Source organism: Mycobacterium shinjukuense (assembly GCF_010730055.1).
Lineage (GTDB): Bacteria > Actinomycetota > Actinomycetes > Mycobacteriales > Mycobacteriaceae > Mycobacterium > Mycobacterium shinjukuense.
Window position 1 is genome coordinate 1,658,703 of record NZ_AP022575.1, and the last position, 23,948, is coordinate 1,682,650.

Sequence of the window (23,948 nt, forward strand, 5' to 3'; positions counted from 1 at the left end):
GCTAACGCGCCCGGGGATGGGCTTCGGCCCACACGTCGCGCAGCGCGTGGACGGTGACCAGGGTGTAGATCTGCGTCGTGGTCACCGAGGCGTGACCCAGCAGCTCCTGCACCACCCGGACATCGGCACCGCCCTCGAGCAGGTGGGTGGCGAACGAATGGCGCAGCATGTGGGGCGACACACCCGAGGTGATGCCGGCCCGCTCGGCGGCGTCCCGCAACACCTGCCACGCGCTTTGCCGCGACAGCCGGCCGCCGCGGACGTTGAGAAAGATGGCCGGGGTGCCGCGACCGCGGCGAGCCAGGTCCGCACGTCCACGCACCAGATAGGCGTCCAACGCGTACACCGCCGGGCGCCCCACCGGCACCAGCCGCTGCTTACCGCCCTTGCCGCGCAACAACACCGACCGGGACGCGGTGTCGATGTCATCGATGTCCAGACCGACGGCCTCCGAGATCCGCGAACCGGTGGAGTACAACAGTTCCAGCAGCGCCCGGTTGCGCAGGGTCAGGGGTCCGTCGGCGGGGCTGTCGCCGCCGGCGCCCTCCAGCAGCGCCAGCACCTCGTCGATCGTCAGGCTCTTGGGCAACCGCCGGCCCGGTGTCGGTGGCCGCACCGCCCGCGCCACGTCCCGTTCGGCCAGCCCCTCGGCGGCGGCGAACCGGTGCAACCCGCGCACCGCGATGAGCGCGCGTGCGGCTGACACCGCAGACAGTGCCGGCGCCCCGCATTCGGGAACGCCGCGCCGCAGCGCCACCAGGAATTCGCTGACGTCGTCCTCGCCGACCTTGGCCAGATCGTTGATTCCCCGCTCCGCCAGGTGCCGCAGATAGCGGCGCAGGTCGCGCCGGTAGGAGCTCAACGTGTTTGCCGCAACGCCCCGCTCGATGGTCAGATGGTCAAGGTAACCCTGTAATTGCGTCTGCAGGTCAACCGCTGTCATCGCATGGCCTTGCGCGCGGCGAACGCCTTCGGCTGGTCAATCCACGCGGTGTCCAGGGGGCGCGGCTGGGCGAAGCCGGTGGTGACCGCGTGGGCGGCCAAAATCCCGGCAACGGCAATGGAATTGACGATTTCACCGGTCAGCACCAGCTGGGCCGCCTGCGCAATGGGAAACCAGCGCATCGTCATGTCGGCCTCTTCGTGATGGGCTTCGGGCCGGTCGACCGCGCTGAGGTCGGTAGCCAGAAAGACCCGCACCGATTCGTCGCTGAAGCCGGGAGCGGTGTTGAGGTCGACCAGCACCCGCCAGGTGCCGGCGTGCAGCCCGACCTCCTCCCGGAGTTCCCGCACGGCGGTCAGATGGGGTGGCTCCCCGGCGACGTCCAGCAGCCCAGCCGGCAGTTCCCAGAGCCGCCGCTGAAACGTGTGACGGTATTGGTAGACCAACGGGATGTGGTTGTCGTCGTTCATCGCCACAATGGCCACCGCACCGTAGTGCTCGACGACTTCACGGGTGGCGATGCTGCCGCCGGGCATCTGCACCTGGTCGCGCCGCAGCGCAAAAATGGCTCCCTGATAAAGGGTTTCAGACGATACCCGCTTGAAAACGTGGTCAGCCACGAGTCACGGGTTCGGGTAGCTGCTGGGCGACGCCGTCGCGGTGCTGGCTGCCGTTGGGCACTCGCTCGGGGATCTCCACCGGCAGCAGCTCGGCCGCTTTGTACTCCAGGGCCGCTCCGACGAATGCGACAAACAATGGGTGCGGCCGGGTGGGCCGACTCTTCAACTCGGGGTGGGCCTGGGTGCCCACGATGAACGGGTGCTGATCCGGCGGGTATTCGACGAACTCCACCAAGTGTCCGTCGGGGGACGTACCCGAAATTCGTAGGCCGCTTTCGGCAAGCTTGTCCCGGTAAGCATTGTTGACCTCGTAGCGGTGGCGATGCCGTTCGGATACCCGAGTCGACTGATATGCCTGTGCCACAATCGAATTCGGCTCCAGCACGGCCGGATAGGAGCCGAGCCGCATGGTGCCACCCAGATCTGCCTGGCCGGCCACGATCTGTTCCTGATCGGCCATCGTGGAGATAACCGGATGCGGTGTGTCCGGCTCGAATTCGGCCGAGTTGGCCTCGGTGAGACCGACCGAGCGCGCCGCCTCGATCACGATGCATTGCAGACCCAGGCACAACCCCAGCAGCGGTAACCCGCGGGCTCGGGCATAGCGGATGGCACCGATCTTGCCCTCGATACCCCGGATGCCGAAACCACCGGGAATCAGCACCCCGTGGACATCGCCCAGCGCCGCCGCCGCGCCGCTGGGGGTCCCGCAATCGTCGGATGCCACCCAGCGGATTTCGACCTTGGCGCGGTGCTTGAAGCCACCGGCGCGCAACGCCTCGATCACCGACAAGTACGCATCGGACAGTTCAACATACTTGCCCACCAAGGCAATTCGTACCGTCTCCTGCGGCTCATGAACCCTGCGCAACAGGTCGTCCCATTCGGTCCAGTCGACGTCGCGGAACGGCAGGTTGAGCCTGCGCACCACAAACGCGTCGAGTTCCTCACGATGCAGCACCTTGGGGATGTCGTAGATCGAGGGTGCATCGGGAGTGGAGATGACGCCGTCGATGTCCACGTCGCACATCAGCGCGATCTTGTTCTTCAGCGCTTCGGGAACATCGCGGTCGCAGCGCAATATCAGCGCGTCCGGAGTGATACCGATGCTGCGCAACGCCGCCACCGAATGCTGTGTCGGCTTGGTCTTCAGTTCGCCAGATGGCGCCAGGTAGGGAACCAGCGACACGTGCAGGAAGAACACGTCCTCCCGGCCCAGATAGTGCCGGACTTGGCGTGCCGCCTCCAGAAACGGCTGCGATTCGATATCGCCGACGGTGCCGCCGATTTCGGTGATGACCACGTCTGGGCGGTTGCCGTTGGCGTCGGGTTCGGCCATCGCCAGGATTCGCCGCTTGATTTCGTCGGTGATGTGCGGGATCACCTGCACCGTGTCGCCCAGGTATTCACCGCGGCGCTCCTTGGCGATGACCGTCGAATACACCTGCCCGGTAGTCACATTCGCCGAACCGGACAGATCGCGATCGAGGAACCGCTCGTAGTGCCCGACATCGAGGTCGGTCTCGGCGCCGTCCTCGGTGACGAAGACTTCACCGTGCTGGAACGGGTTCATGGTTCCCGGGTCGACGTTGAGATAGGGATCGAGCTTCTGCATGGTGACATGCAAGCCGCGGGCGGTCAGCAGCTGTCCAAGGCTACTTGCGGTCAGCCCTTTACCGAGCGAGGAAGCCACGCCACCGCTGACGAAGAGGTGCTTGGTGGCGGTGTGCGGGTGCCTACGCACTGGCGACCTCCGTGAAGACGGGCAGGGCTTGGGTTGGGCCTGCCGACCCACGGAAACCCACCCTAACATCCGCGATGCCGCGGCGCCGGGAACACGCCCTACCGGGACCCTATTGGGGGACGGTGACCGACGTCGCTGCGTGACCGCTGCCGTAGTGGCCCGGATGACCGCCGGTGACAAGGTCGTGCAGGCCCAGGATCGCCGTGATGCGTCCGGGTTCGGCGTCGATATCGTCGACGGTGCTGATCGCCGCCGCCATCCCGGCGTCGGCGCGGGCCACGGCGACCGCGGCGTTCCCCGTCGCACAACCGTCCCGGCCGGCGAGCACGGTGCCGGCGCCGTGCGGTGCCAGCGCGGCCGCGAAGCGCGCCACGCTGACTCCCTGGTTGCCGGCGTCGGTGGGGAGCGCTCCGCCGGTGATGACGATGGCGGCGTTGGCCGCCTCGACCTGGTCGCCGGGTCGGTAGGTGATGAACCCGGTTTCGCGCAGTGCCGCCAGCACGGTGTCGCGCTGGGCGGCGTCGACTCCCGCGGCGGCCGGCGTCGACGGGTTGCTGAGCAGGGCGATGCCGAGCAGATCGCCGGCCTGCGAGCTCTGATCGACGAACTTGCCGCTCAACTGCGTACCAGCCGGCAGAATCGAGGAGTTCACCACCGAACGAAGTTTCTCCGCGGAGTTGGCTTCGACAAACTCCTGGGTCAGCGATACCGTCGCGGTCACCGAACCCCCGGCCTGCCCGACGATTTTGGACACCGCGGCGACATCATCGTCGGTGGAGTCGGGGGTTCGGAAGACGACGACCGCCTTGCCGGCCAGCGCGTCGTGCACGATCCGGCCAGCCACCTGCATATCGAAATTGCTTGCCGCGCTGAGCTTCTCGTTCAGCGAGTTTCTCTGGTCGTTGAGCTTGTTGATCTGGGCTGCCAGGTCGCCCTTCTCGTTGCGCAGGGTGGACAGCACGGTGTCCGAGAAAAAGCCGGAACCCAGCACAACTCCCACGGCTAAGGCGAGAAAGACCGCGGCCAGCGAAATCGCGTGGTGGCGAAGCGAGATCATGAGCACGCCGTTCTAGGAGACCAGGTTTTGCACCCAGAGTGTGAAGCGGTTCCAGTAGTCGCCGATCCAATGCAGCACCACGCCGTCGGTGCGCGACACCCACAGGGCGACGATGATGGCGATCAACATGGTCAGCGCCAACAGCGCTATGGCCCCACCCGAGACGTGGTTGCGGTACAAGGTGGCGACGGCCTTGGCGTCCACCAGCTTCTCCCCCACCCGCAGCCGGGTAAGGAAGGTCGACGGGTTGCTGTGCACCCGGGTGCGGTCGAAGAACGTCTCGATGTTGGCGGTGTTGCCGGCCGTGACGAGCAGCGCGGCGCCGTGATGGTCGGCCAGCAGCAGCGCAAGATCGGTTGCCGAGCCGGCGGCGGGGAACGTCATCGCCCCGACGCCAAGATCCTGAATCCGTTCCAGGCCGGGCGCATGACCGTCGGCATCGGCCGGCAGCACGACCTGCGCACCGCACTTGAGCACTTCGGTGCTGATCTGGTCGGGGTCGCCCACGATGAGTTGTGGGCGATATCCGGCCTTGCGCAACACGTCCGCGCCGGTGCCGACACCGACCAGCACCGGCTGGTACTCCTTGATGAACGGTTTGAGGGATTTCAGGTCATCCGCGGCACCGGGCTCCTCGGCGACGATCACCACATGGCGGCCGCGCATGTCGACATCGATGTCGGGGATGCCGATTCCGTCGATCAACAGTGGGCTCTCGCTGCGGATGAACTCAATTGTGTTGCCGGCGAACGCCTCCAGATGTGCCGCCAATCCACTCTTGGCCTCGCGCATGAGGTCGGCGATGTCGTGGTCGGTGCGTTCGGTACCGCGAATCAGGCGACGGTCTCCGCAGTACACGCTGCCCTCGTGCAACCGAATCTTGGCGCCGTCTTTGACCTTCTTAAAAATCTCCGGGCCGGTTTCGTCGATCAGGGTGACACCGTTGTTGACCAACACTTCCGGGCCCAGGTTGGGGTAGCGGCCCGAGACCGACGGCGACGCGTTGACCACCGCGGCGACGTCGGCCTCCACCAGCGCGTCGGCGGTGATCCGATCCAGGTCCAGGATGTCGAGCACCACGATGTCTCCCGGGCAGACCCTGCGCAGCAGCCGGTCGATGTTCCGGTCGACGCGTGCGGTGCCGACCAGACCCGGCCGGGCGGTGTTACGGGACAGCAGCGCGGACATCTTCATGGGGCGATTCTGTCGGTGAAGCGCGCCTCCAGCGGGGAGGCGCGCCGTAACATTAGCCCCATAAGTTAAATGGCATCACATCTGTAACACATTCATGCAGCGGCCGCCGCGCGAGCGTCCCCAGTTGTACGGGTTATGCGGCGTGTCGCCGTATAAACATGCGCCCTCGCACTCAGATCTCGTCGTTCTGCGCGGCGTCGAGCAGTTCGCGGGCATGCGCGCGGCCACTGTCGGACTCGCCGAGCCCGGCCAACATCCGGGCCAGCTCGGCCACCCGGTCGTCGCCGCTGAGCCGGCGCACACCGCTGGCGCCGTCGCGGCTGTGCACCACCAGGTGCACGTCGGCGTACGCGGCGACCTGCGGCAGGTGGGTGACGACGATGACCTGGTGGGTGCGGGCCAGCCGGGCCAGCCGCCGTCCGATCTGCACCGCCGCCCGCCCGCCCACGCCGGCGTCGACCTCGTCGAACACCATCGTCGCGCCGGCCGCCTCCTTCCGCGATGTCGCCAGCACCACCTCCAGGGCGAGCATCACCCGGGACAGCTCGCCGCCGGACGCGCTCTTGGCCAGCGGCAGCACCGTCATCCCACGGTGTGCCGCGAACCCGAATTCGACCAGGTCGATGCCGTCGCTGCCGGCTCGGGCCAGCTCGCCGGAGGGCAACCGCAGCGCGGCGGCGTCGCCGTGCTCGGCCCTATCGGTGGTGACGCCGATGGTGAACTCGGCGTCGGCCATCGCCAGGGCGGACAGCTCCGCGGTGACGGCTTCGGCCAGCCGGTTGGCCGCATCGCGGCGGATCGTGCTGAGATTGACTGCGGCGTTTGCTAATTGGCGTGCCAGCTCATCCGCACGACGTTCCAGCGACGCCAACCCCTCCTCGGAGACATCGAGTTGCGCCAGCCGTTGTCGGGATTCCTGCGCCCACCGCAGCACCCCGTCGATGTCGGCGGCGTACTTGCGGGTCAGCGTGCGCAGTTGCGCCTGGCGGGCCAGCTTGGCGTCTAGCGCGCTGGCATCGGCGGGCAGCTGCTCGAGGTAGTCGCCGAGTTCGCGGCCCGCATCGACCACCACCGCGAGCGCCTCGTCCAGCTGGGCTGCCACCGCCCGCAACCGGGCGTCGTCTGTCGCTGCCAGGGCGGCTTTCGCCCGGGCCAGGCGCTCGGTGGCCGATTGCGCGGAGTAGTCCTCGGCGATCCCGGACAACTCGGCGCGGGCACCGGCCGCGGCTTCGCGCAGGGTGTCCAGTTCGGAGAGCCGAATGATGTCGGCGACCAGCGCATCGTCCTCACCCGGTTGCGGGTCGACGGCGTCGATCTCGTGCAGCGCGAACTTCAGCCGGTCCGCCTCCTGGGCGAGTTCGCGGGCCCGGTTGCGGCGGTCGCGCAGGTCGCGGCGCGCCGACAGCCACGCATCGCGCAGCCTGCGGTAATGCTCCAGCGCCGGGCTCGCGGCCGCGAAGCGATCCAGCGCGCCGCGCTGCTCCTCGGGCCGCATCAACCGCAGCTGGTCGTTCTGCCCATGCAGCGTCAGCAGCCCGTTAGTGAAACCGGTTAACGCCTTGGCGGGCACGCTGCGACCCCCGAGGTAGGCGCGGGACGGTCCGTCACGGCTGACCGAGCGCAACGCGATCACGCTGCCGTCTTCGTCGCGTTCGGCTCCCGACGAGTCCAGCATCGCATCCAGCCGCGCGGCCGTCGCGTCGTCGAGATCGGTTGTGGTGAAACGACCTTCAACGACCGCGCGATCGGCGTCCGACCGGACGCGGGTGGCGTCGGCGCGGGCCCCGCCGAGCAAGTGCAGCCCGGTCACCACCATGGTCTTGCCGGCGCCGGTCTCGCCGGTCAAGACGGTCAGGCCGCGACCGAATTCGGCGGTCGCGGCGCTGATCGCGCCCAACGACTCGATTCGTATTTCGGTAAGCACCCGCAGCGCCGTCACTGTCCACGCCAGCCGGTGACCGGCAACCGGAACTTACGCACCAGCCGGTCGGTGAACGGCGCGCTGTCCAGCCGCGCCCACTTCACCGGGGTAGCGCAGCGCGTCACCTCGATTCGGCTGCCGGCCGGTATCAGCATTTCGCGGCGGCCGTCACAAAACACCAGGGCATCATGACCATCCGCCTCGATCTCGATCGCGATGGTGGCATTCGGGCTGGTGACCATCGGCCGGCCGAACAGGGCGTGCGCGTTGTTGGGCACCACCAGGATCGCTTCCAGGTCGGGCCACAGCACCGGACCGCCCGCGGAGAACGCATAGGCGGTGGACCCGGTGGGCGTCGACACCAGCACGCCGTCGCAGCCGAACGTCGACACCGGCCTGCCGTCGATTTCGATGACCACGCCGAGCACGCCGAGCCGCGGCACCTTTTCCAGGCTGGCCTCGTTGAGCGCCCATCCCTGCCTGATGACACGGCCCTGCTGGCGCACCACCACATCCAACGTCAGCCGCTCCTCCACTCGATAATCCCGGGCGACCACGTGCTCCAGCACCGCGTCGATGGACTCGGCCTCGGCCTCAGCCAGAAAACCGATCCGGCCCAGGTTGACGCCCAGCACCGGGATGCTGGCGTTGCGCGCCAGCTCGGCGGCCCGCAGGAAGGTGCCGTCGCCGCCGAGCACCAGCACCAGTTCGCAGCCATCGGCCGCATGCGAGTCCGCGTTGACCACCTCGATCTCGACTCCCATGGCGCGCATGTCGTCGGGAGCAAGGTGCAGCGAGCCCCGGTCGACCGCCTCCGCGGACAGCACGCGAAGCGCAATCCCATTGTCGCCCAGGACTTTCTCGACACGCCGCGCCGTTTCGGTCGCTTCGTCTCGCCCGGTGTGGACGACCAGCAGAACCGTGCGTCGAGCCGTCACCGTGGCCCCCCCTCGATGGCGCGCCGGACCGCGGTGGCCAGCGCATCGCCCACCAGCCAGCGATCGGTCTGCGCGCGCAACCACAGAAAGTATTCGACGTTGCCCGACGGTCCTGGTAGCGGGCTGGCGGTGACGCCGACGGTGCGCCAACCCAGCTCGCCGGCACGGCGCGCCACGGCGAGCACCGACGCCACACGCAGCCGGGGGTCACGGACCACCCCGCCGGTGCCGACCTCGCCCTTGCCCACCTCGAACTGCGGTTTCACCAAAGGAACGATATCGGCGCCCGGCGAAGCGCAGCCAATCAGCGCCGGCAGCACGGTGGCCAGCGAGATGAACGACAGGTCGGCCACCACCAGGTCGACGAGCCCGCCGATGGCCGCGGGCGCCAGGTCGCGAACGTTGGTCCGTTCGACGACCACCACGCGCGGATCGCTGCGCAGCGACCAGGCCAGCTGGCCGTAACCGACATCGGCGGCGACCACTTGGGCGGCGCCACGGTCCAGCAGAACTTCGGTGAACCCTCCCGTGGACGCGCCCGCGTCCAGGCAGCGCCGGCCAGCCACAGCAATCTCGAAGGTGTCCAGCGCACCGATGAGTTTGTGGGCGCCGCGCGACACCCAGCGGCGTTCGGCGTCGGCCGCGACGGTCACCGCCGCCGTGGCCGCGACCGTCGTCGCGGGCTTGACGGCCGGCAGGCCGTCGATGCGCACCTTGCCGGCGCCGATCAACTCCGCGGCATGCTGACGGGATCGCGCGAGCCCACGCCGGACCAGCTCGGCGTCAACGCGGGCGCGTCGTGCCACCCTGCACTCAGCCCTTCTCCACTGACTCCAGGGCCGCCAACAGCACGTCGTGCGCCTCGGATAGCCGTCGTGCGATGTCTTCCAGCTCGGCGAGCGACGGCCCGTTTTCGGCGTCGGCTTGCAGAGTTGCAGGGTCGGGCAGCTCGGCGAGTAGGGCTTCGATTTCCGCGCGAATCTGGTCAGGATCGATGGTCATTGCGCTCCCTACGCTAGTTGCCGACTAGTCGCTGCGCATCAGGGACCAGCGTTGCAGGGCCTGACGTGCTTGGTGGTCGCCGGCCTCGATGCTCGGGGGCCGGTGCGCGTCCCAGACCGCGGTGGCGACGGCGCGCACGATGGACAGGTCATCGCCCGGCTGGTCGCGATTGGCGGTGACCGTTACCGTGCCGGCGTCGACCTCGACCCGCCAACCCGGCTGGGGTCCGACCGCGAGCAGTGTGCCGTCCTGGTGCAAGCAGCGCAGATCGTGGCCGATGTAGGTGGGCCGCCGGATCGGCTGGGCAAACACCGCGTCCCGCGCGGTGTTGACCCCGGTGAGCACCAGCAGGCTGGGCAGCCCCGCGGCGTTGGCGCCCTCGATGTCGGTGTCCAGCCGGTCGCCGACCACCAGCGGCGAGCGGAAATCTCCCCGGCCCACCGCCTCGGTCATCAACTGTGGCGCCGGTTTGCCCGCCACCCGGGGCTCCGCGCCCGTGGCGGTGCGCAGCGCGGCCACCATGGCCCCGTTACCGGGCAGCAGGCCCCGCTCGGTGGGCAACGTCGGATCGACATTGGCCGCCACCCACACCGCGCCCGCGCGGATGGCCAGCGCCGCCTCGGCGAGGTCCGGCCAGCCGATGGTCATCGACAGGCCTTGCACCACGGCGACGGGGCGGTCGTCGAAGCGTCGCACCGGACACAGCCCCACGGCGGTGATTTCGTCGGCCAGCGCCTCGGTCCCGACGATCAGCACCCGAGCACCCGGCGACAGCTGCCGGGCCAGCAGGTGGGCGGCGCTTTGGGCGCTGGTGACGACGTCCTCGGCGGTGACGGTGAAGCCGAGCTCGCGCAGGTGCGCGGCGACCTCCTCGGCGCTGCGCGACGCGTTGTTGGTGATGAACAGCTTGCGGCTGGCAACCCCGGCCAACGACTGGACCGCGCCCACGGTGGGCTGACGGCCGCGAAAGACCGTTCCGTCCAGATCGATCAGCAGGCAATCATGTTCCTGCGCAATGCTTTTCACTTCAGCCAAGCTCGCTGACCCGGTCTTCGGCGTCGGTCACGCCTTCGGTATCTGCCGCCGCAGACCGCAGGAACCATTGCAGCGCCTCATCGCCGCGACCCAGCGCCAGCAGGGTTTCGGCGTAGGCGTAGAACAGCCGCGCCGCCGTCGAACCGGTGCGGGCGGGGTCGAGATGCGGCGTCGACAGCACGACCAGCGCCTGCTCCAGCTGCCCGAGATCGGCGCGCGCGCCGGCGGCGACGATGCGCAGCTCGTCGGCGTCGTCGCCACTGAGCTGGGCCGCCTCGGGTCCGCGCGCCAGTTCGATGGCCCGCTGTGGTCGGCCAAGACCGCGTTCGCAATCGGCGATGAGCGCAAGCAACGAGGACTTGCTGCCCATCCGCCGCGCGGCCCGCAGTTCGGCCAGCGCCTGGGCCCAATCGCCGCAGTGATAGGCGGCGATGCCGACGGCTTCACGGATGGCGGCGATCCGGCTGGATCGGGCCCGGGCCGCACGCGCGTGACTTAGGGCGGCTTGGGGGTCCTCGTCGAGCAATTCACCGGCGGCGACCAGGTGGCGTGCCACCGCGTCGGCGGTGGCCCGGTCCAGGGTGCTCAGCTCGCGACGGATCTCGGGCGACAGTTGCCGGGCGTCGATCCCCGGCGGGATCGTGGGCCCGTCCTCGACTGCCCGATCGCCGTCGGCGGACATCGGCCGGGGCTGGGCGGAACGCGCTGAACGCGCCCGGCCCGGACCCGACCGGGAGCCGTCACGGCCACGCCATGCACCGCGATGCTCGTCCGCGGATCCCGATCTCGACCGACGCGCACCGCCGCGACCATGCCTGTCGTCGACCACTTGGTAGAGGTTACGACCACCTTCGAGGCGCTCACAAACACCGGGCGCGGGGCTAGGCCTGCAGCCGGTGGGGCAGCAGCGGGGAGATCAGCGCCGGGCAAAAAGTGGCCACCGCGACGATGGTGAACGCGCTCGCGGCATCGCGGGACATGCCGTTGTTGTCGGCCAGTGTGGACGCAATGGCGTCGAATGTCCCGCCCGGCTGAACCGCCATGGGGCAGACCGACCGGCCCAGCGCCATCGTGTTGGCCGGCTGACTGTAGGGGATGCCCGCGTTGTTGAGCGCGGTGAGAAACGCGTTGCCCATCATGTCGGCCTGGATTGGCGCCGCGCAACCGGCGCCGGCGCCGAACACCCCGGCGGTCAGCACCAGCAGAGCCGTCGCCTGCCGACCCGCTCGCCGGGTCCGTGCCCCGCAGTCTGGCTGTGCCGTCATCTTCCGTTTCTCACCGTCAGCTATTGCGCCTGTGCCAGGTCAATCACCGTGACAACAGTGCTCAACAAGAGTCACATTCGCAGCACAATGGGGTAAAGGTTCGCCCACTAACGCGTTTCGTGGCCGACGGCCGTCCGCCGGGCGGGCTGTCCGCCGATCGGTGGACACCGCGATCATGCCATTGGAGGATCCAATTTTCCTCTCGCCAACGACTATTCGTGGGATGGCAGCGAGCTCCAAGGTCTCCGAGAATGGGTCTTCAGGCAAAGCACGACACTTCCGCTCCGGCTACCGCACGGAAGTGAGGAGGAGGTAATCCCATGGCCCACGAAATCCTGTTCTGCGAAAGCGAGATCGCTTACACGGCCCCGGCGTTCCACGCCGACGACGCCGGCCGGTAAGACCTTCGGCGGGGGTCTCATCGCCTCCCATCCCCCCAAGTCCGAGATCCCCGCCGAACCTCCCCTGCGCACCGTCAGCGCCCGAACGAAACAGCGTGCAGCGATGTCCGAACTGCCCCGGGTCGGCGCTGGCCGACCAGCGACAGCACCGGTGGGCCCGGATTGGTCGCATTGGCCGGCACGGGTGTTGGGCCAGGCCGACCCCACCATGATCGGGCATCGGGCAGGCACCCACCGCATCATCTCACCCGAGCAAACCTGGCTGGCCGTCCAACCGCTGCTGGAACCGGCCGGCATTACCCGCGTCGCCGACTTGACGTGGCTAGACGATCTCGGAATCCCCACCGTCCAGGCGGTGCGCCCCGCCTCGCTGACCTTGTCGGTCAGTCAGGGCAAGGCCACCACATACCGGGCCGCCCAAGTCTCGGCCGTCATGGAATCCTTGGAAAACTGGCATGTCGAGAACCTCACACCCGACTTGCTATCCACGGCTACAACGGATCTGGTCGCGACTCTGACCTATGACCCGGCTGACCTCAACCGCCCGGCCGGCAGCTTCTACCACCCCGACGCCAAACTCGACTGGGTGATAGCGACGACATTGCTGACCGGCCGCCAAACCTGGGTACCGTGGCTCGCCGCCGTGGTGAACGTGGCGGTCAGCGATTGCTGGGGACCTCCGATGTTCGCCATGGACACCACCGGATTGGCTTCGGGCAACAGCTATCACGAAGCCAGCCTGCACGCGCTCTACGAGGTCATGGAGCGTCACGCGCTGGCCGTGGCCCAGCCGGGCTCCACCTCGTTCGGGGTGCCACTCGACGACATCGCACGCTCGGAGTGCGCCGAGCTGATCGACACGGTGCACCGAGCGGGCAGCCAGCTGCACGTTGCCCGCATCGATTGCTGGGACGGTTTCTCCTGCTTCGCCGCCGAGCTGACCTCACCGATGATGGGCGTGCCTTTCAGCGGCAGCGGACTTCATCACGACCCCAATGTGGCGCTCGCGCGCGCCATCACCGAAGCGGCGCAGTCGCGCCTGACGGCCATCAGCGGGGCCCGCGAGGACCTGCCGGCGGCGATCTATCAGAGGTTCGCCCGGGTGCACAGCTACGCACCGGCCCGCCGGTCGATGCAGTCGATGCCCGAGGCGGAGCCAACGCCGTGGCACATCGACTGCACCGACTCGCTGGTGGACCTGCTGGCTTCGGCGGCAACCGCGATCGTCACCCGGACCGGAATCGAGCCGCTTGCGGTCGTATGCGACTTCGCCGACGCCTGCGTTCCCGTCGTAAAGGTCATCGCCCCCGGGTTGTCGTCGTCGATACGTTCGCCCATGCGTACCCCCTTGCAGGGGTGCGCATGACCACCGGCGGGCGGCTCGTGGTCACCGCGGGACCGACGATCACTGCCGACGAGATCCGCGCTGTGGTTCCCAATGCCGAAGTAGTGCCACCGATTTCGTTCGGTCAGGCGTTCGGATACGGGCTGCGGCCGGGCGACACGCTGCTGATTGTCGACGGACTCTTCTTCCAGCATGCGTCAGTGCGGCACAAGGAATTGCTGGCCCTGCTCGATGACGGTGTCCGGGTCGCCGGGTCCTCCAGCATGGGCGCATTGCGCGCGGCGGAGCTGCATCCGTGGGGCATGGAGGGCTACGGCTGGGTCTTCGAGGGCTACCGGGACGGTCTGCTGGAGGCCGACGACGAAGTGGGCATGGTGCACGGTGATCCCGAGGACGGTTATCCGGTGTTCGTCGATGCGCTGGTCAACATTCGTCAAACCGTCTCGCGCGCTGTCGAATTCGGGATATTATCGGCGTCATTGGCTGACCGGCTGATCGCCACGGCCCGCAGCACGCCGTTTACCCTGCGCACCTGGGATCGCCTGCTGGACGCGGTCGATGCCCCCGAGAGCCGTAGTCTTGCGCGCCGGTTGCGGTCGATACGGGTCGACGTCAAACATGCCGATGCGGTGCTCGCGCTCAACGAGATCGGTCGGGCCCGAAGAGATGTCGCTGTCCGGCCGGCGCCGCCGCCGACCGTGTGGTCACAGCGCTGGCGGCAACGGTGGGCGCCACCGACGCCGGTGGCGGTGACCACCGAGAGTGGCGAGTCGGTCATCGACGTCCCGGATGTCGATGTGCTTGCATTGCTGAGCCTGTGCGCGACCGATCGATGGGCATACCTGCCCGCGCTGGAGCAAGTGGCTGCCTGGTACTGCACCTCGATGCGTCCCGACCTGGACGGCAGCGTGCGTGAGCGTGCCACCGCAGCGGCGGCAGCGATGCCCGCCGAGTCCTACCAACGGGCTCTGGAATTGGTGGCCCACCGCTTCGCTTTGGCGACCGGGATCATTGACGAATCGGGCTTTCCCGAATCGGTCCGATCGTACTGGCTCACCGCCGAGGAAAACCGAACCCTGTGCGACGATCCGATTGCGGTCTCGGCGCGGCTGACCACGCGCACACTCTTCTTCGCCCGATCGCTGCCAGCCATCCAGCACTTCCTCGACCTCTTGCGTGCCGACCCCCGGCTGCCCGAATGGCGCGCGCTGGCGGCACGGGCCCTGGCGCTGCGTGACGGCCTGGCCCGCCGGAAGCCACAGCTGAATCTGCGCCGACCGGATCCGGCACAGCTCAAGGTGTTGTTCGGCAAGCGGTGGGGCACCCCGGTGGACCGCGTCGAATTGGCCATGCGCGGCCTGATGACCGACGATGCCTTCTACACCGCGGGCACCTTGTTCGCGGTGGCCGCCGCCGACGACCGGTTGCCGTCCATCACGGTCGGCACCCTGGGTCCCCCGGCCCTATCCGACCCGTTCGATCCCGGCGATGGTCCGCTTGCCGCGGCGCAGCACCAGGAAGCGGCCGTAGAGGAAATCCGATGTCTGCGGCACCCATTCGTCGCTATCGATGCGAATGTTGTTGACCGACACCCCACCCTCGCTGATCGTGCGCCGCGCCGCGGCCTTGCTGGCCGACAGGCCGGTGGCCACTAGCAGGTCCACGATCCCGTCGGGACTGCCCGGCTTGAGCTCGGCGACCGGTGTCTCGCGCAACGCCGCGGCCAAGGTCGCCTCGTCGAGGCGAGCCAGCTCGCCGTGACCGAAGAGCGCCCGGCTGGCGTGCTCGACCGCGTCGGCTGCCGTCCTACCGTGCACCAACCCGGTGAGTTCGAACGCGAGCCGGCGCTGGGCGGCGCGCAGCTGCGGACGCTCGGTCGTCTCCTGTTCCAGTTGGGCCAGCTCGTCGGCCGTCAAGAAGGTAAACCACCGCAGGTAGCGGATGACATCGGCGTCAGCGGTGTTGACAAAGTGCTGGTACCAGGCATAGGGGCTGGTCAGCTGTGGATCCAGCCACAGACTGCCGCCGCCGGTGGACTTGCCGAACTTGGTGCCATCGGCGGCGGTCACCAACGGAACCGTGAGCGCATGCACCGTGGCACCGAGCTTTTGGCGCACCAGCCGAACCCCGGCGATGATGTTGCCCCATTGATCCGAACCGCCGATCTGCAGCACGCAGCCATGGCGCCGGTGCAGTTCGACGTAATCGTTGGCCTGCAGCAGCAGGTAGCTGAATTCGGTGTAGGAGATCCCCTCCCCCGCCAGCCGCCGCCGGATGGTGTCGCGGTCCAGCATCACGTTGACCGAAAAGTGCTTGCCGATGTCACGCAGGAACTCAATCGCCGACAGTGCGCCGATCCATTCGAGGTTGTTCTCCACGATCGCGCCCGTCGGTGAGTCGTCGAAGTCGACGAAGCGCTGCAGCTGGCCGCGGATCCGTTCGGTCCATTCGGCGACGGTGTCGGCCGGGGTGAGGCCGCGCTCCCCGACGTCACGCGGGTCACCGATGAGGCCGGTGGCCCCGCCCGCCAGCACGATGGGACGATGACCCGCGCGCTGAAAGCGCCGCAACGCCAGCAGCGGCACCAGATGTCCGGCATGCAAGCTGGGCGCGGTGGGGTCGAAGCCGGCGTAGACCGTCATCGGCCCGCGCCGGGCTTCGGCGGCCAGTGCACCCAGGTCCGTGGACTGCGCGATCAACCCGCGCCAGCCCAGCTCGTCGAGGATCATGGGAAGAGTCTTCCAGGCTTAGTCGCTGCCGCCGGGGGCGGGCGCTCGCGGGCTGCGCCGGTAGGCCGACACCTCCGGTCGGCCGGCAAGCCACAATCGCCACGGACGGTCGGCCGCCTGGCTGATCCCAACCCGCGGCCCCGACACCGCCGTCAGCGGCACGTTCAGCGTCAGCCGCACCGGGCTGTCTGCATCGAACAGGTCAATCCCGTTGTCGGCCAGAGTGATTCCCAATGCCGAGCACAGGTTGCCCGGACCACGGGCCAGGGCCGCGGGGGCGACCGACCTCCCGCGCCGGGAGCGGGCCAGGTCGATGCCGTCCTCGATGGCGCCGGCCCGCAGCAACACCGCGGCGGCGGTGCCGTCGGGACCGCATGCCACGTTGGCGCAGACGTGGATCCCGTGGCTGCGGTACGCGTACAGCCGCCCCGGCGGCCCGAACATGACGGCGTTGCGGCCATTGCGGCCGCGGTAGGAGTGCGCCGCGGCGTCCGGCCAGGGGCCGTCGGGCACCCCGCCGTACGCTTCGACCTCGACGATGACGGCGCGCACGCCGCGTGCCGCGATGGTTGCGCCGAGCAGCCGACGGGCGGCCGCGACCGGCTCCACGACCAGTTCCTCAGCGCTCATTGGAGAAGATTGTGCCCGGCCCTTGACAACGGTGCGACGGTGGCCGAGCATTCATCGCATGATTAGCTCATCGAGCGATGAATTGCCGCTGAATCATACCGGGCCGGCCGTCAGGATCGAGCACCTGCATGTGATTCGTGGCAAACGCCCGGTGCTGCACGATTTCTCGGTGCAGATCGCCCGCGGCACCATCACCGGTCTGCTCGGCCCATCCGGCTGCGGCAAGACCACGCTGATCCGCTGCATCGTCGGCACGCAGATCGTGGCGTCGGGCACGGTCACTGTGCTGGGCCAGCCGGCAGGGTGTGCGGCAATGCGACGGCGAGTCGGATACCTGCCTCAGGCCCCAACCATTTATGACGACTTGCGGGTCATCGACAACGTCCGCTACGTCGCGGCGCTGTATGGCTTCGATGTCCAGGCCGCCAATGTCGCGATCGAGCGGGTAGGGCTTAACGATCACCGCACCGCCTTCTGCGGCAACCTCTCCGGTGGCCAGCGCACCCGGGTGTCGCTGGCGTGTGCGTTGGTCTGCCAGCCTGATCTGCTCCTCCTCGACGAACCCACGGTGGGCCTGGATCCCGTCCTGCGAGTGGATCTTTGGGAGCAGTTCACCGAACTCGCCCGCGCCGGGACCACGCTGCTGGTCTCCAGTCACGTGATGGACGAAGCCGACCATTGCGGTGACCTGCTGCTGATGCGCGAAGGCTGCTTGGTCGCGCACACCACCCCGACCCAACTCAGAGAGGACACCGGATGCACAGCGCTGGAGGAAGCGTTCCTGTCCATCATCAAACGCACCACCGCGCGCCAAGCCGGATAGGGCTGAAGGCCTACGCGGCCACCACGCTACGGATCCTGCGCCAGCTAGCCGTTGATCACCGCAGCGTCGCGATGATCTTGTTGGTGCCGGTTCTGGTCATGGTGCTGATGTACTACATGTTCCAAAATGCCCCGCACCGACCCGGTACCCCATCGCCGTTCAACAACGCCTGCCTGATCCTGATAGGTCTGTTCCCACTCTTCTTGATGTTCATCATCACGTCGATCACGATGCAGCGGGAACGGGCCTCTGGAACGTTGGAGCGCATACTGACGACACCGCTGCGCCGGCTCGACCTGCTGATCGCCTATGGGACCGCGTTCTCCATCGCCGCAGCGGCACAAGCCGTTCTGACATGCATCGTGGCGTTTTGGTTCCTCGACTTCGACACCGCGGGCAGCCCGCTATGGGTGTTCGTGATCGCGATCATCAACGCCGTGCTGGGCGTCGGTCTGGGTCTGCTGTGTAGTGCGTTCGCCCGCACGGAGTTCCAGGCAGTGCAGTTCATACCGCTGGTGATGGTGCCACAACTGCTCCTGGCCGGCATCATCGTCCCACGATCGTTGATGTCGGACTGGCTGCAGTGGTTCAGCAATGTGATGCCGGCTAGCTACGCGTTGGAAGCCCTCCAGCAGGTTGGCGCGCATACCGAACTCACTAGCATCGCGGTACGCGACATGTTCGTGGTGCTGGGTTTCGCGATCGCGGCGTTGTGCCTGGCCGCGGCGACCCTGCGGAGAAGAACGCCATAATACGTTGCCCGACAACGCAAAACGTAAGCAGCGCGGGCGGCCAGCCGGAAGCTCTGACGCTCGGGATCGCATCCTGGCCAGCGCTCGGGAATTGTTTGCACGCAACGGCATTGACAGAACGTCGGTAAGGGCTGTGGCCGCAGCGGCGGGAGTGGATGCCGCGCTGGTGCACCACTATTTCGGTACCAAAATGCAGCTTTTCGCCGCTGCGATCAATGTTCCGATCGACCCGATGGTAGTGCTCGGGCCGATGCGGGAAGCACCCGTCGAGGAACTCGGACAGAAGCTGCTATCGGTGCTGATGCCAATTTGGGACTCCGAGTTGGGCGCAGGGCTCATCGCGACCATACGATCGATAGTCTCCGGTGCCGACGTCAGCTTGGCACGCTCCTACCTCCAGGAGGTGCTCTCTGTGGAAGTGGGTTCGCGCGTCGACAACCCGCCGGGAACCGGCAAGATCCGCACGCAGTTCGTCGCGTCGCAGTTGATGGGCGTGGTAATGGCGCGCTACATCGTCAAGGTGGAGCCGTTCGCGTCGCTGCCCGCCGAACAGATCGTGCAAACCATCGCGCCGAACCTGCAGCGCTACCTCACCGGGGAGCTGCCGGACGGCCTCGTGCCATGAGCCGGGCGTGCTCGTCCTCGTCGACGTCGCGCGCCTCGTCGACCAGCAGCACCGGGATGCCGTCCTCGATGCGGTAGGCCCGTCGCAGCCGCGGGTTGTAGAGCAACTCGTCGGCCCCGTCGCCCACCAGCAGCAGCGGCCCCCGATCGGCCGGGCACACCAGGATGCGCAGCAATGACTCGTCAACCATTGGGGTGGGCGCGCTTTCCGGTCAGCTCGGCGCGGACCGCCGGGGTCAACCGCCGGAACTCGTGGTTGGCGGAGTCGAAATACCATGCCTGCCGCCCCGCCCTGGGGAGTCCGGCGGCCCGCAGGGTGCCGACGGTGGGCCGGTAGGTCGCGCTGAGCGTCATCTCCGGTACCACATGCACGATGTCGGGCCCCAGCCCCACCGGCATGCCCGCAACGGCTTCGGTCAGGTCGGCCGCGGTGATCGTCGCTCCCGGCCGCAGCGTCACCGCCGACACCGCCAGCTGCTGACCTCGGACCGAGACGCCGTAGGTCACCGCGAGGTCGACGCCGGTGATCAGGCCAAGCGCGTCGTTCACCGGCTCGGCATAGACCATCCCGCGCGTGCTGCGGACCTCCGAGCCGCGCCTGCCGGCAAGCCAGAAATCGCCGTCGTCGTCGCGGCGGAACAGGTACTCGGTGGAGATCCAGGTGTCGGCGGGGGCGAAGACGCCGCGCTTGACCGCTGCGGTGGGATCGATCGGGCCCCTGGACTGGGCGAGCAGCACCCCGATCTGGTTGACGTCGGCGACCTGGACGAAGCCGCGGTCGTCTTCCAGGATCAGGTCATGTTCGGCGTCGTAGGCGGCCAGCTCGACGCGTCCGGCGCCGGGTAACGGACGGCCCTTGCTGCCGATCTTGGCGCCGGACACGTTGGCCAGCACCGCCTGTCCGTCGGTGGTGGCGAAGAACTCGACGACGTGGGCGGGCGCGAAGGCGTCGACAACCCGCTGCCAGAGTCCGGTCGGCATCCCAGAGCCGATGAACAGCCGCACCGGATGGTTGCCGTGCAGCGCGAAATTCGGATCGTCGACCACCTCGCGCAGCATGGCCCAGGTGTAGGACACGACGGTGACGCCGTATTGCCGAACCTCGGAGACGAACCGGTCAGGCCTTAGTCCGCGAGACAATCCGATGCGGGTTCCGCCGACGACCGCCCCGCCCAGGCTGACCAGCAGTGCCGACTCGTGGTGCAACGGGGTCAGGCAGTACACGGTGTCCTTGCGGTCCAGGGCGGCCGTGGAGGCCGTTCCGAATGCCGACACCGCCCAGCGGTAGTTGGTGATCTGCTTGGCGACCAGCTCGCCGCCGACCGCGCTGAACGCGATGAAGGCCAGATCCCGGGCCAATGCCGGGTTGGGCCGATACCAGGCGGGCAGCTCGACGGCGTCCGGGTCGATCTGCTCCATGTCGATGACTTGGCCCTGGTCAGCGGCGTCCTCCGGCAGATGCAGATCGCGCGATTCGCCGCCGCCCAGAACCAGGACCTGTCCGGGCAGGTGGCGGGCGGCATCGAGGTTGGTGGGGTCGGTCATGATTTCCGTCACCCGCCCCAGCCGAACCTGCGCGGCCAGATCGACGTCTTGGCGCATCACCACGGCCACCGCGCCCAGGCGGGACAGCGCGGCGATCGCGACCAGCGCGCTGGGCCGCGTCTCCATCAGCACGCCCACCCGGTCGCCCTGGCGAACCCCGACCTCGATCAGGCCACGAACGACGTTGTTGATCCGTCGGTTCACCGCCTCGTAGGTGTGCACGCGCCCGTCGAACAACAGGAATTCGCCCTGCGGGGCGTCGTGGGCCTGCTCGTCGATAATGCGGCCCAGAGAGACCCGGGTGTGGTCGTTGAGTTGACCCAATCGGGCCAGGCGTGGCAACGTGCGCACGGTTTCTATGGCCAGGGTGCGCACGGATCTGTTGGCCGCGACGACGGCGTCGGCGGCACCGCGAGCCAAGGCCAGCGCCGCCTCGGACACCTCGCCGATGCCGTGCGCGACGCGGGAGCTGAATGCCACACCGCTGTCGGTGTGTTCGGCCGGCTGCTCGACCATCGGGCCGATGTTGGCGGGCTGGTCGCCACCGCTGGAGATCCACTGCACCCACTCGGCCACCGTCGGCCAGCTCTGGTGTGCCGCTCGGGATCCCACGACCAGACCGAAATGGCCTGTCCGGATCAGACACTCGTAGACCTCGGTGTTGGGCGCGGCTCGCCGGATGCCGCGCACCGAGGCCGGCTGCCCGATGTCGTCGACCTCTCCGACGAACGCCAATATCGGGCAGGTGATATCGGTGAGCGTCACCATCTGGCCGCTGATGGCGAAACCGCCGGTCATCATTCGGTTATGGGCGATGAACTGCTTGAGCAGTTCCGAGATCGCCGGGCCGGACCAGGCGATCCAGCCTTCGGATTCAAGGAATCTGCGCTGCTGTTCTCGCGGCAACAAGGCTTCCCGATCGTGCAGCTGACGCAGGAAGTCGACGCGGGCCTTGGCGGTTTTGAGTGGGTCCATCATCTGAAAACCGGTGCGCGCCAACCAGCTTGGGATGGCCAGCCGGTTGAACACGTGATCAGCCATGAAGTTGGCGGCGGCTGCGCCGAAGTTCGCCGGGATGCCCATCGGCAATGCCGCCAGCGTGTCCACCGGGGAACCGAACGCCACCACGCTGGCGATGTCCTTCGAACGCCGATACGCCGCGGCCTGATAGCAGAACATCCCGCCCTGCGAATAGCCGACGATGTGCACATCTTGGCCGGTGGCGTCCTTGACCGTCTCGATGGCCTGACTGAGCGCCACGATGTGGTCGGCCAGGTTGCGGCGCATGCCGCCCTCGACCTTGTCCGGTGAGCCGAAATCGATGACCCAGGGGTCCAGCCCGCGGGCGTGCAGGATGCCCACCGCGCCGTCCTCGCGGGTGACGTCCCACATGTCCGCCGACATCATCATCGGATGCACCATCAGCACCGGCGGGCCCACCGGCGGCTGACCCGGCCGGTTGTCCGGCGGGAAATACCGTCGCAGCTTGTACATCGGCACGCTCTCGACGATCTGAGACGGCGACGGGACGCTGCCGGTCTCCAGGCCCCCGAGTCGCAGCACTTCCAGACCGTTCTGGGCGGTGGCCACCAGCCGCTCGACCGGGCGTGTGACCATCGACAAATTCAGATCCACCGCTGCTCCTGAGTGCTCCCTGACGTTGGTCTTGACCAGCGTGGACATCATGGCACATGGGCGGGCGGCGCGGCTTTTGGTCTGTTCCGGCTTAAGCACCGGGCGGCCAGGTAGGCCTGCGAGCCGCCGCGGAGGTGAATCAGTCTCGACGTTTGCCGGGTCTGGCCCAGTCGGTGTCGGCGGGTTCTGATAGTATCGAATGTATGTTCGACGCAATGGGTCCGGGGTCGCGGGCGGAGGTGATCGCCCACTTCGATGAGCTCTTCGAGCGGTGCTATCCGTCGACCACGGCGCAGTCCGCGGAGCTGGTGGCGGGAATCTGTGCGTTCACCCGGGTGGAGAACCGGGCCGCGGCCGCGCAGCTGGTCGCCATCGGGGAGTTGTTTTGCTACCGGCTCTCGCGCTGCTCGGACACCGAGGACTGGGCGGTCGACACCATGGAGGCGGTGGCCGCGGAGGTGGGCGCGGCGTTGCGGATCAGCCAATCGCTGGCGGCCAGCCGGCTACGCTATGCCCGGGCCATGCGCGAGCGGCTGCCGAAGGTGGCCGAGGTGTTCAAGGCCGGTGATATCGACTTTCCGATGTTTGCCACGCTGGTGTATCGCACCGATTTGATCACCGACCCCGATGTGCTGGCAGCCGTGGACGCCGAGCTGGCCGCCAAAGTGGGACGCTGGCCGTCGATGAGCCGGGGCCGGCTGGGCGGGCTGGTCGATCGGATCGTGGCGCGCGCCGATGCGGATGCGGTGCGCCGACGCACGAAGAATCAGGCCGACCGCGAGATCTGGATCGGGCACAGCCACGACGGCCTCTGCGAGATCGGCGGCGCCCTGTTCACCCCCGATGCCCGCGCGCTCGACACGCGGCTGAGCGCACTGGCGGCCACGGTGTGTGCCCACGATCCGCGCAGCCGCCAGCAGCGCCGCGCCGACGCGCTCGGGGCGTTGGCGGCCGGGGCTAATCGGCTGGGGTGTCGCTGCGGGCGCCGCGACTGCGCGGCCGGCACCCAGCCCGCGGCATCGCCGGTGGTGATCCATGTGATCGCCGAGCAGGCCACCATCGACGGCAGCAGCGCCACACCGGCATCCCAGGTGGGTGCCGATGGGCTCATCCCCGCCGAGCTGGTGGCCGACCTGGCCAAATCGGCCAAGCTGGTGGCGCTGGTCCACCCCGCCGACGCCGCGCCCGAGCCGGGGTACGTGCCCTCCAAGACGCTGGCCGACTTCGTACGCTGCCGGGATCTGACGTGCCGCTGGCCCGGCTGCGACCGACCCGCGGTCAATTGCGACGTGGATCATACGATCCCGCATGCCCAGGGCGGGCCCACGCATGCGTCGAATCTGAAATCCCTTTGCAGAACCCATCATTTGGTCAAGACCTTCTGGGGCTGGCGGGAACAACAGCTACCCGACGGGACACTGATTTTCACCTCGCCGTCCGGGCAGACGTATGTCACCACCCCGGGCAGCGCGCTGCTGTTCCCCAGCCTGTGCCGCTCCACCGGCGGTTTCCCGGCACCCGAAGCCGACCTGGCGCACGACTACTGCGCCGACCGGACCGCGATGATGCCCAGGCGGCGCCGCACCCGCGCCCAAGACCGCGCCCAGCGGGTGGCCACCGAACGCCGGCAAAACCACAACGCCCGCGCCCATGCCCGCACCACCGCGCAGCCGCAGCGTCAGGCCAACATTGGCCCTGCCCCACCCGAGGCAGACGACGATCCGCCGCCGTTCTGATGTGAGTCC

At 68.1% G+C, this 23,948-nt stretch carries 21 protein-coding genes and 1 pseudogene; 6 read left to right on the top strand and 16 right to left on the bottom strand.

Annotated elements, in window-relative coordinates:
* Position 1: 1 nt before the first annotated feature.
* The 12 genes from xerD to G6N20_RS07445 all read right to left on the bottom strand — a co-directional run bounded on the left by xerD (position 2) and on the right by G6N20_RS07445 (position 11,719).
* Positions 2–943: a site-specific tyrosine recombinase XerD gene (xerD, locus tag G6N20_RS07390; protein WP_083046405.1), complete on the bottom strand. Its 942-nt coding sequence runs from the start codon at positions 941–943 to the stop codon at positions 2–4.
* On the bottom strand, positions 940–1,563 hold the full coding sequence (locus G6N20_RS07395) for an NUDIX domain-containing protein (protein ID WP_083046406.1): 624 nt from the start codon (positions 1,561–1,563) through the stop codon (positions 940–942). Before G6N20_RS07395 ends, xerD begins: the two co-directional genes overlap by 4 nt.
* Positions 1,556–3,307, bottom strand: coding sequence for a CTP synthase (locus G6N20_RS07400; protein WP_083046407.1), 1,752 nt, complete (start codon positions 3,305–3,307; stop codon positions 1,556–1,558). Before G6N20_RS07400 ends, G6N20_RS07395 begins: the two co-directional genes overlap by 8 nt.
* 109 nt (positions 3,308–3,416) lie before the next feature.
* Complete coding sequence (locus G6N20_RS07405) at positions 3,417–4,364, bottom strand: copper transporter (protein ID WP_083046408.1); 948 nt, start codon at positions 4,362–4,364, stop codon at positions 3,417–3,419.
* A 12-nt stretch (positions 4,365–4,376) separates the two neighbouring features.
* Positions 4,377–5,558 carry a putative cytokinetic ring protein SteA gene (steA, locus tag G6N20_RS07410; protein WP_083046409.1) on the bottom strand — a complete coding sequence of 394 codons (1,182 nt, stop codon included), beginning with the start codon at positions 5,556–5,558 and terminating at the stop codon, positions 4,377–4,379.
* Positions 5,559–5,730: 172 nt separating this feature from the next.
* A complete protein-coding gene (gene recN / locus G6N20_RS07415) occupies positions 5,731–7,482 on the bottom strand; it encodes a DNA repair protein RecN (RefSeq protein WP_083046468.1) in 1,752 nt (583 codons plus the stop codon).
* 11 nt (positions 7,483–7,493) lie between these two features.
* Complete coding sequence (locus G6N20_RS07420) at positions 7,494–8,417, bottom strand: NAD kinase (protein WP_083046410.1); 924 nt, start codon at positions 8,415–8,417, stop codon at positions 7,494–7,496.
* A complete protein-coding gene (locus G6N20_RS07425; RefSeq protein ID WP_083046411.1) occupies positions 8,414–9,223 on the bottom strand; it encodes a TlyA family RNA methyltransferase in 810 nt (269 codons plus the stop codon). Before G6N20_RS07425 ends, G6N20_RS07420 begins: the two co-directional genes overlap by 4 nt.
* Before the next feature lie 7 nt (positions 9,224–9,230).
* A complete protein-coding gene (locus G6N20_RS07430) occupies positions 9,231–9,419 on the bottom strand; it encodes a hypothetical protein (protein WP_083046412.1) in 189 nt (62 codons plus the stop codon).
* 24 nt (positions 9,420–9,443) lie between these two features.
* On the bottom strand, positions 9,444–10,445 hold the full coding sequence (locus G6N20_RS07435; protein WP_083046413.1) for an HAD-IIA family hydrolase: 1,002 nt from the start codon (positions 10,443–10,445) through the stop codon (positions 9,444–9,446).
* Position 10,446: 1 nt separating this feature from the next.
* Positions 10,447–11,283, bottom strand: coding sequence for a tetratricopeptide repeat protein (locus G6N20_RS07440; protein WP_179961523.1), 837 nt, complete (start codon positions 11,281–11,283; stop codon positions 10,447–10,449).
* A gap of 52 nt (positions 11,284–11,335) precedes the next feature.
* Complete coding sequence (locus tag G6N20_RS07445) at positions 11,336–11,719, bottom strand: DUF732 domain-containing protein (protein ID WP_083046414.1); 384 nt, start codon at positions 11,717–11,719, stop codon at positions 11,336–11,338.
* Between the two features lie 504 nt (positions 11,720–12,223).
* On the opposite strand from G6N20_RS07445, the gene G6N20_RS07450 reads away from it, so the two are divergent.
* Both G6N20_RS07450 and G6N20_RS21935 read left to right on the top strand, forming a co-directional pair.
* Positions 12,224–13,486, top strand: a complete 1,263-nt coding sequence (locus G6N20_RS07450) for a YcaO-like family protein (RefSeq protein WP_083046415.1) — start codon at positions 12,224–12,226, stop codon at positions 13,484–13,486.
* Positions 13,483–14,934, top strand: a pseudogene (locus G6N20_RS21935) (TfuA-like protein); the annotation flags it as partial. The gene G6N20_RS07450 and the pseudogene G6N20_RS21935, both read left to right, overlap by 4 nt.
* On the opposite strand, the gene tyrS reads toward G6N20_RS21935, so the two are convergent.
* The gene (gene tyrS, locus G6N20_RS07460) at positions 14,929–16,194 is read right to left on the bottom strand and encodes a tyrosine--tRNA ligase (protein ID WP_083046416.1); all 1,266 of its coding nucleotides are present in this window, start codon (positions 16,192–16,194) and stop codon (positions 14,929–14,931) included. The pseudogene G6N20_RS21935 and the gene tyrS overlap by 6 nt on opposite strands.
* A gap of 18 nt (positions 16,195–16,212) precedes the next feature.
* Entirely contained in the window at positions 16,213–16,824 is a 612-nt protein-coding gene (locus tag G6N20_RS07465) for a DNA-3-methyladenine glycosylase (RefSeq protein WP_083046417.1), read from the bottom strand.
* Positions 16,825–16,882: 58 nt separating this feature from the next.
* Here G6N20_RS07465 and G6N20_RS07470 point away from each other — a divergent pair, with 58 nt between their 5' ends.
* From G6N20_RS07470 to G6N20_RS07480, 3 genes are read left to right on the top strand one after another with little or no spacing between them, the layout of a single operon-like run.
* Positions 16,883–17,647 carry an ABC transporter ATP-binding protein gene (locus tag G6N20_RS07470; protein ID WP_083046418.1) on the top strand — a complete coding sequence of 255 codons (765 nt, stop codon included), beginning with the start codon at positions 16,883–16,885 and terminating at the stop codon, positions 17,645–17,647.
* Positions 17,648–17,649: 2 nt separating this feature from the next.
* Positions 17,650–18,399, top strand: coding sequence for an ABC transporter permease (locus G6N20_RS07475; RefSeq protein WP_232065508.1), 750 nt, complete (start codon positions 17,650–17,652; stop codon positions 18,397–18,399).
* A 4-nt stretch (positions 18,400–18,403) separates the two neighbouring features.
* Positions 18,404–19,024 carry a TetR/AcrR family transcriptional regulator gene (locus G6N20_RS07480; RefSeq protein WP_083046420.1) on the top strand — a complete coding sequence of 207 codons (621 nt, stop codon included), beginning with the start codon at positions 18,404–18,406 and terminating at the stop codon, positions 19,022–19,024.
* Here the strand turns inward: G6N20_RS07480 and G6N20_RS07485 are convergent.
* Both G6N20_RS07485 and G6N20_RS07490 read right to left on the bottom strand, forming a co-directional pair.
* Positions 18,990–19,214 (bottom strand): Trm112 family protein, encoded by a 225-nt coding sequence (locus G6N20_RS07485; protein WP_083046421.1) that lies wholly within the window; start codon positions 19,212–19,214, stop codon positions 18,990–18,992. The genes G6N20_RS07480 and G6N20_RS07485 overlap by 35 nt on opposite strands.
* Positions 19,207–22,251, bottom strand: a complete 3,045-nt coding sequence (locus tag G6N20_RS07490) for an acyl-CoA synthetase (RefSeq protein WP_142271870.1) — start codon at positions 22,249–22,251, stop codon at positions 19,207–19,209. The genes G6N20_RS07485 and G6N20_RS07490 overlap by 8 nt, the downstream gene beginning before the upstream one ends.
* 155 nt (positions 22,252–22,406) lie before the next feature.
* Between G6N20_RS07490 and G6N20_RS07495 the strand changes: the two genes are divergently transcribed.
* A complete protein-coding gene (locus G6N20_RS07495) occupies positions 22,407–23,939 on the top strand; it encodes an HNH endonuclease signature motif containing protein (protein ID WP_083046422.1) in 1,533 nt (510 codons plus the stop codon).
* Positions 23,940–23,948: the final 9 nt, after the last annotated feature.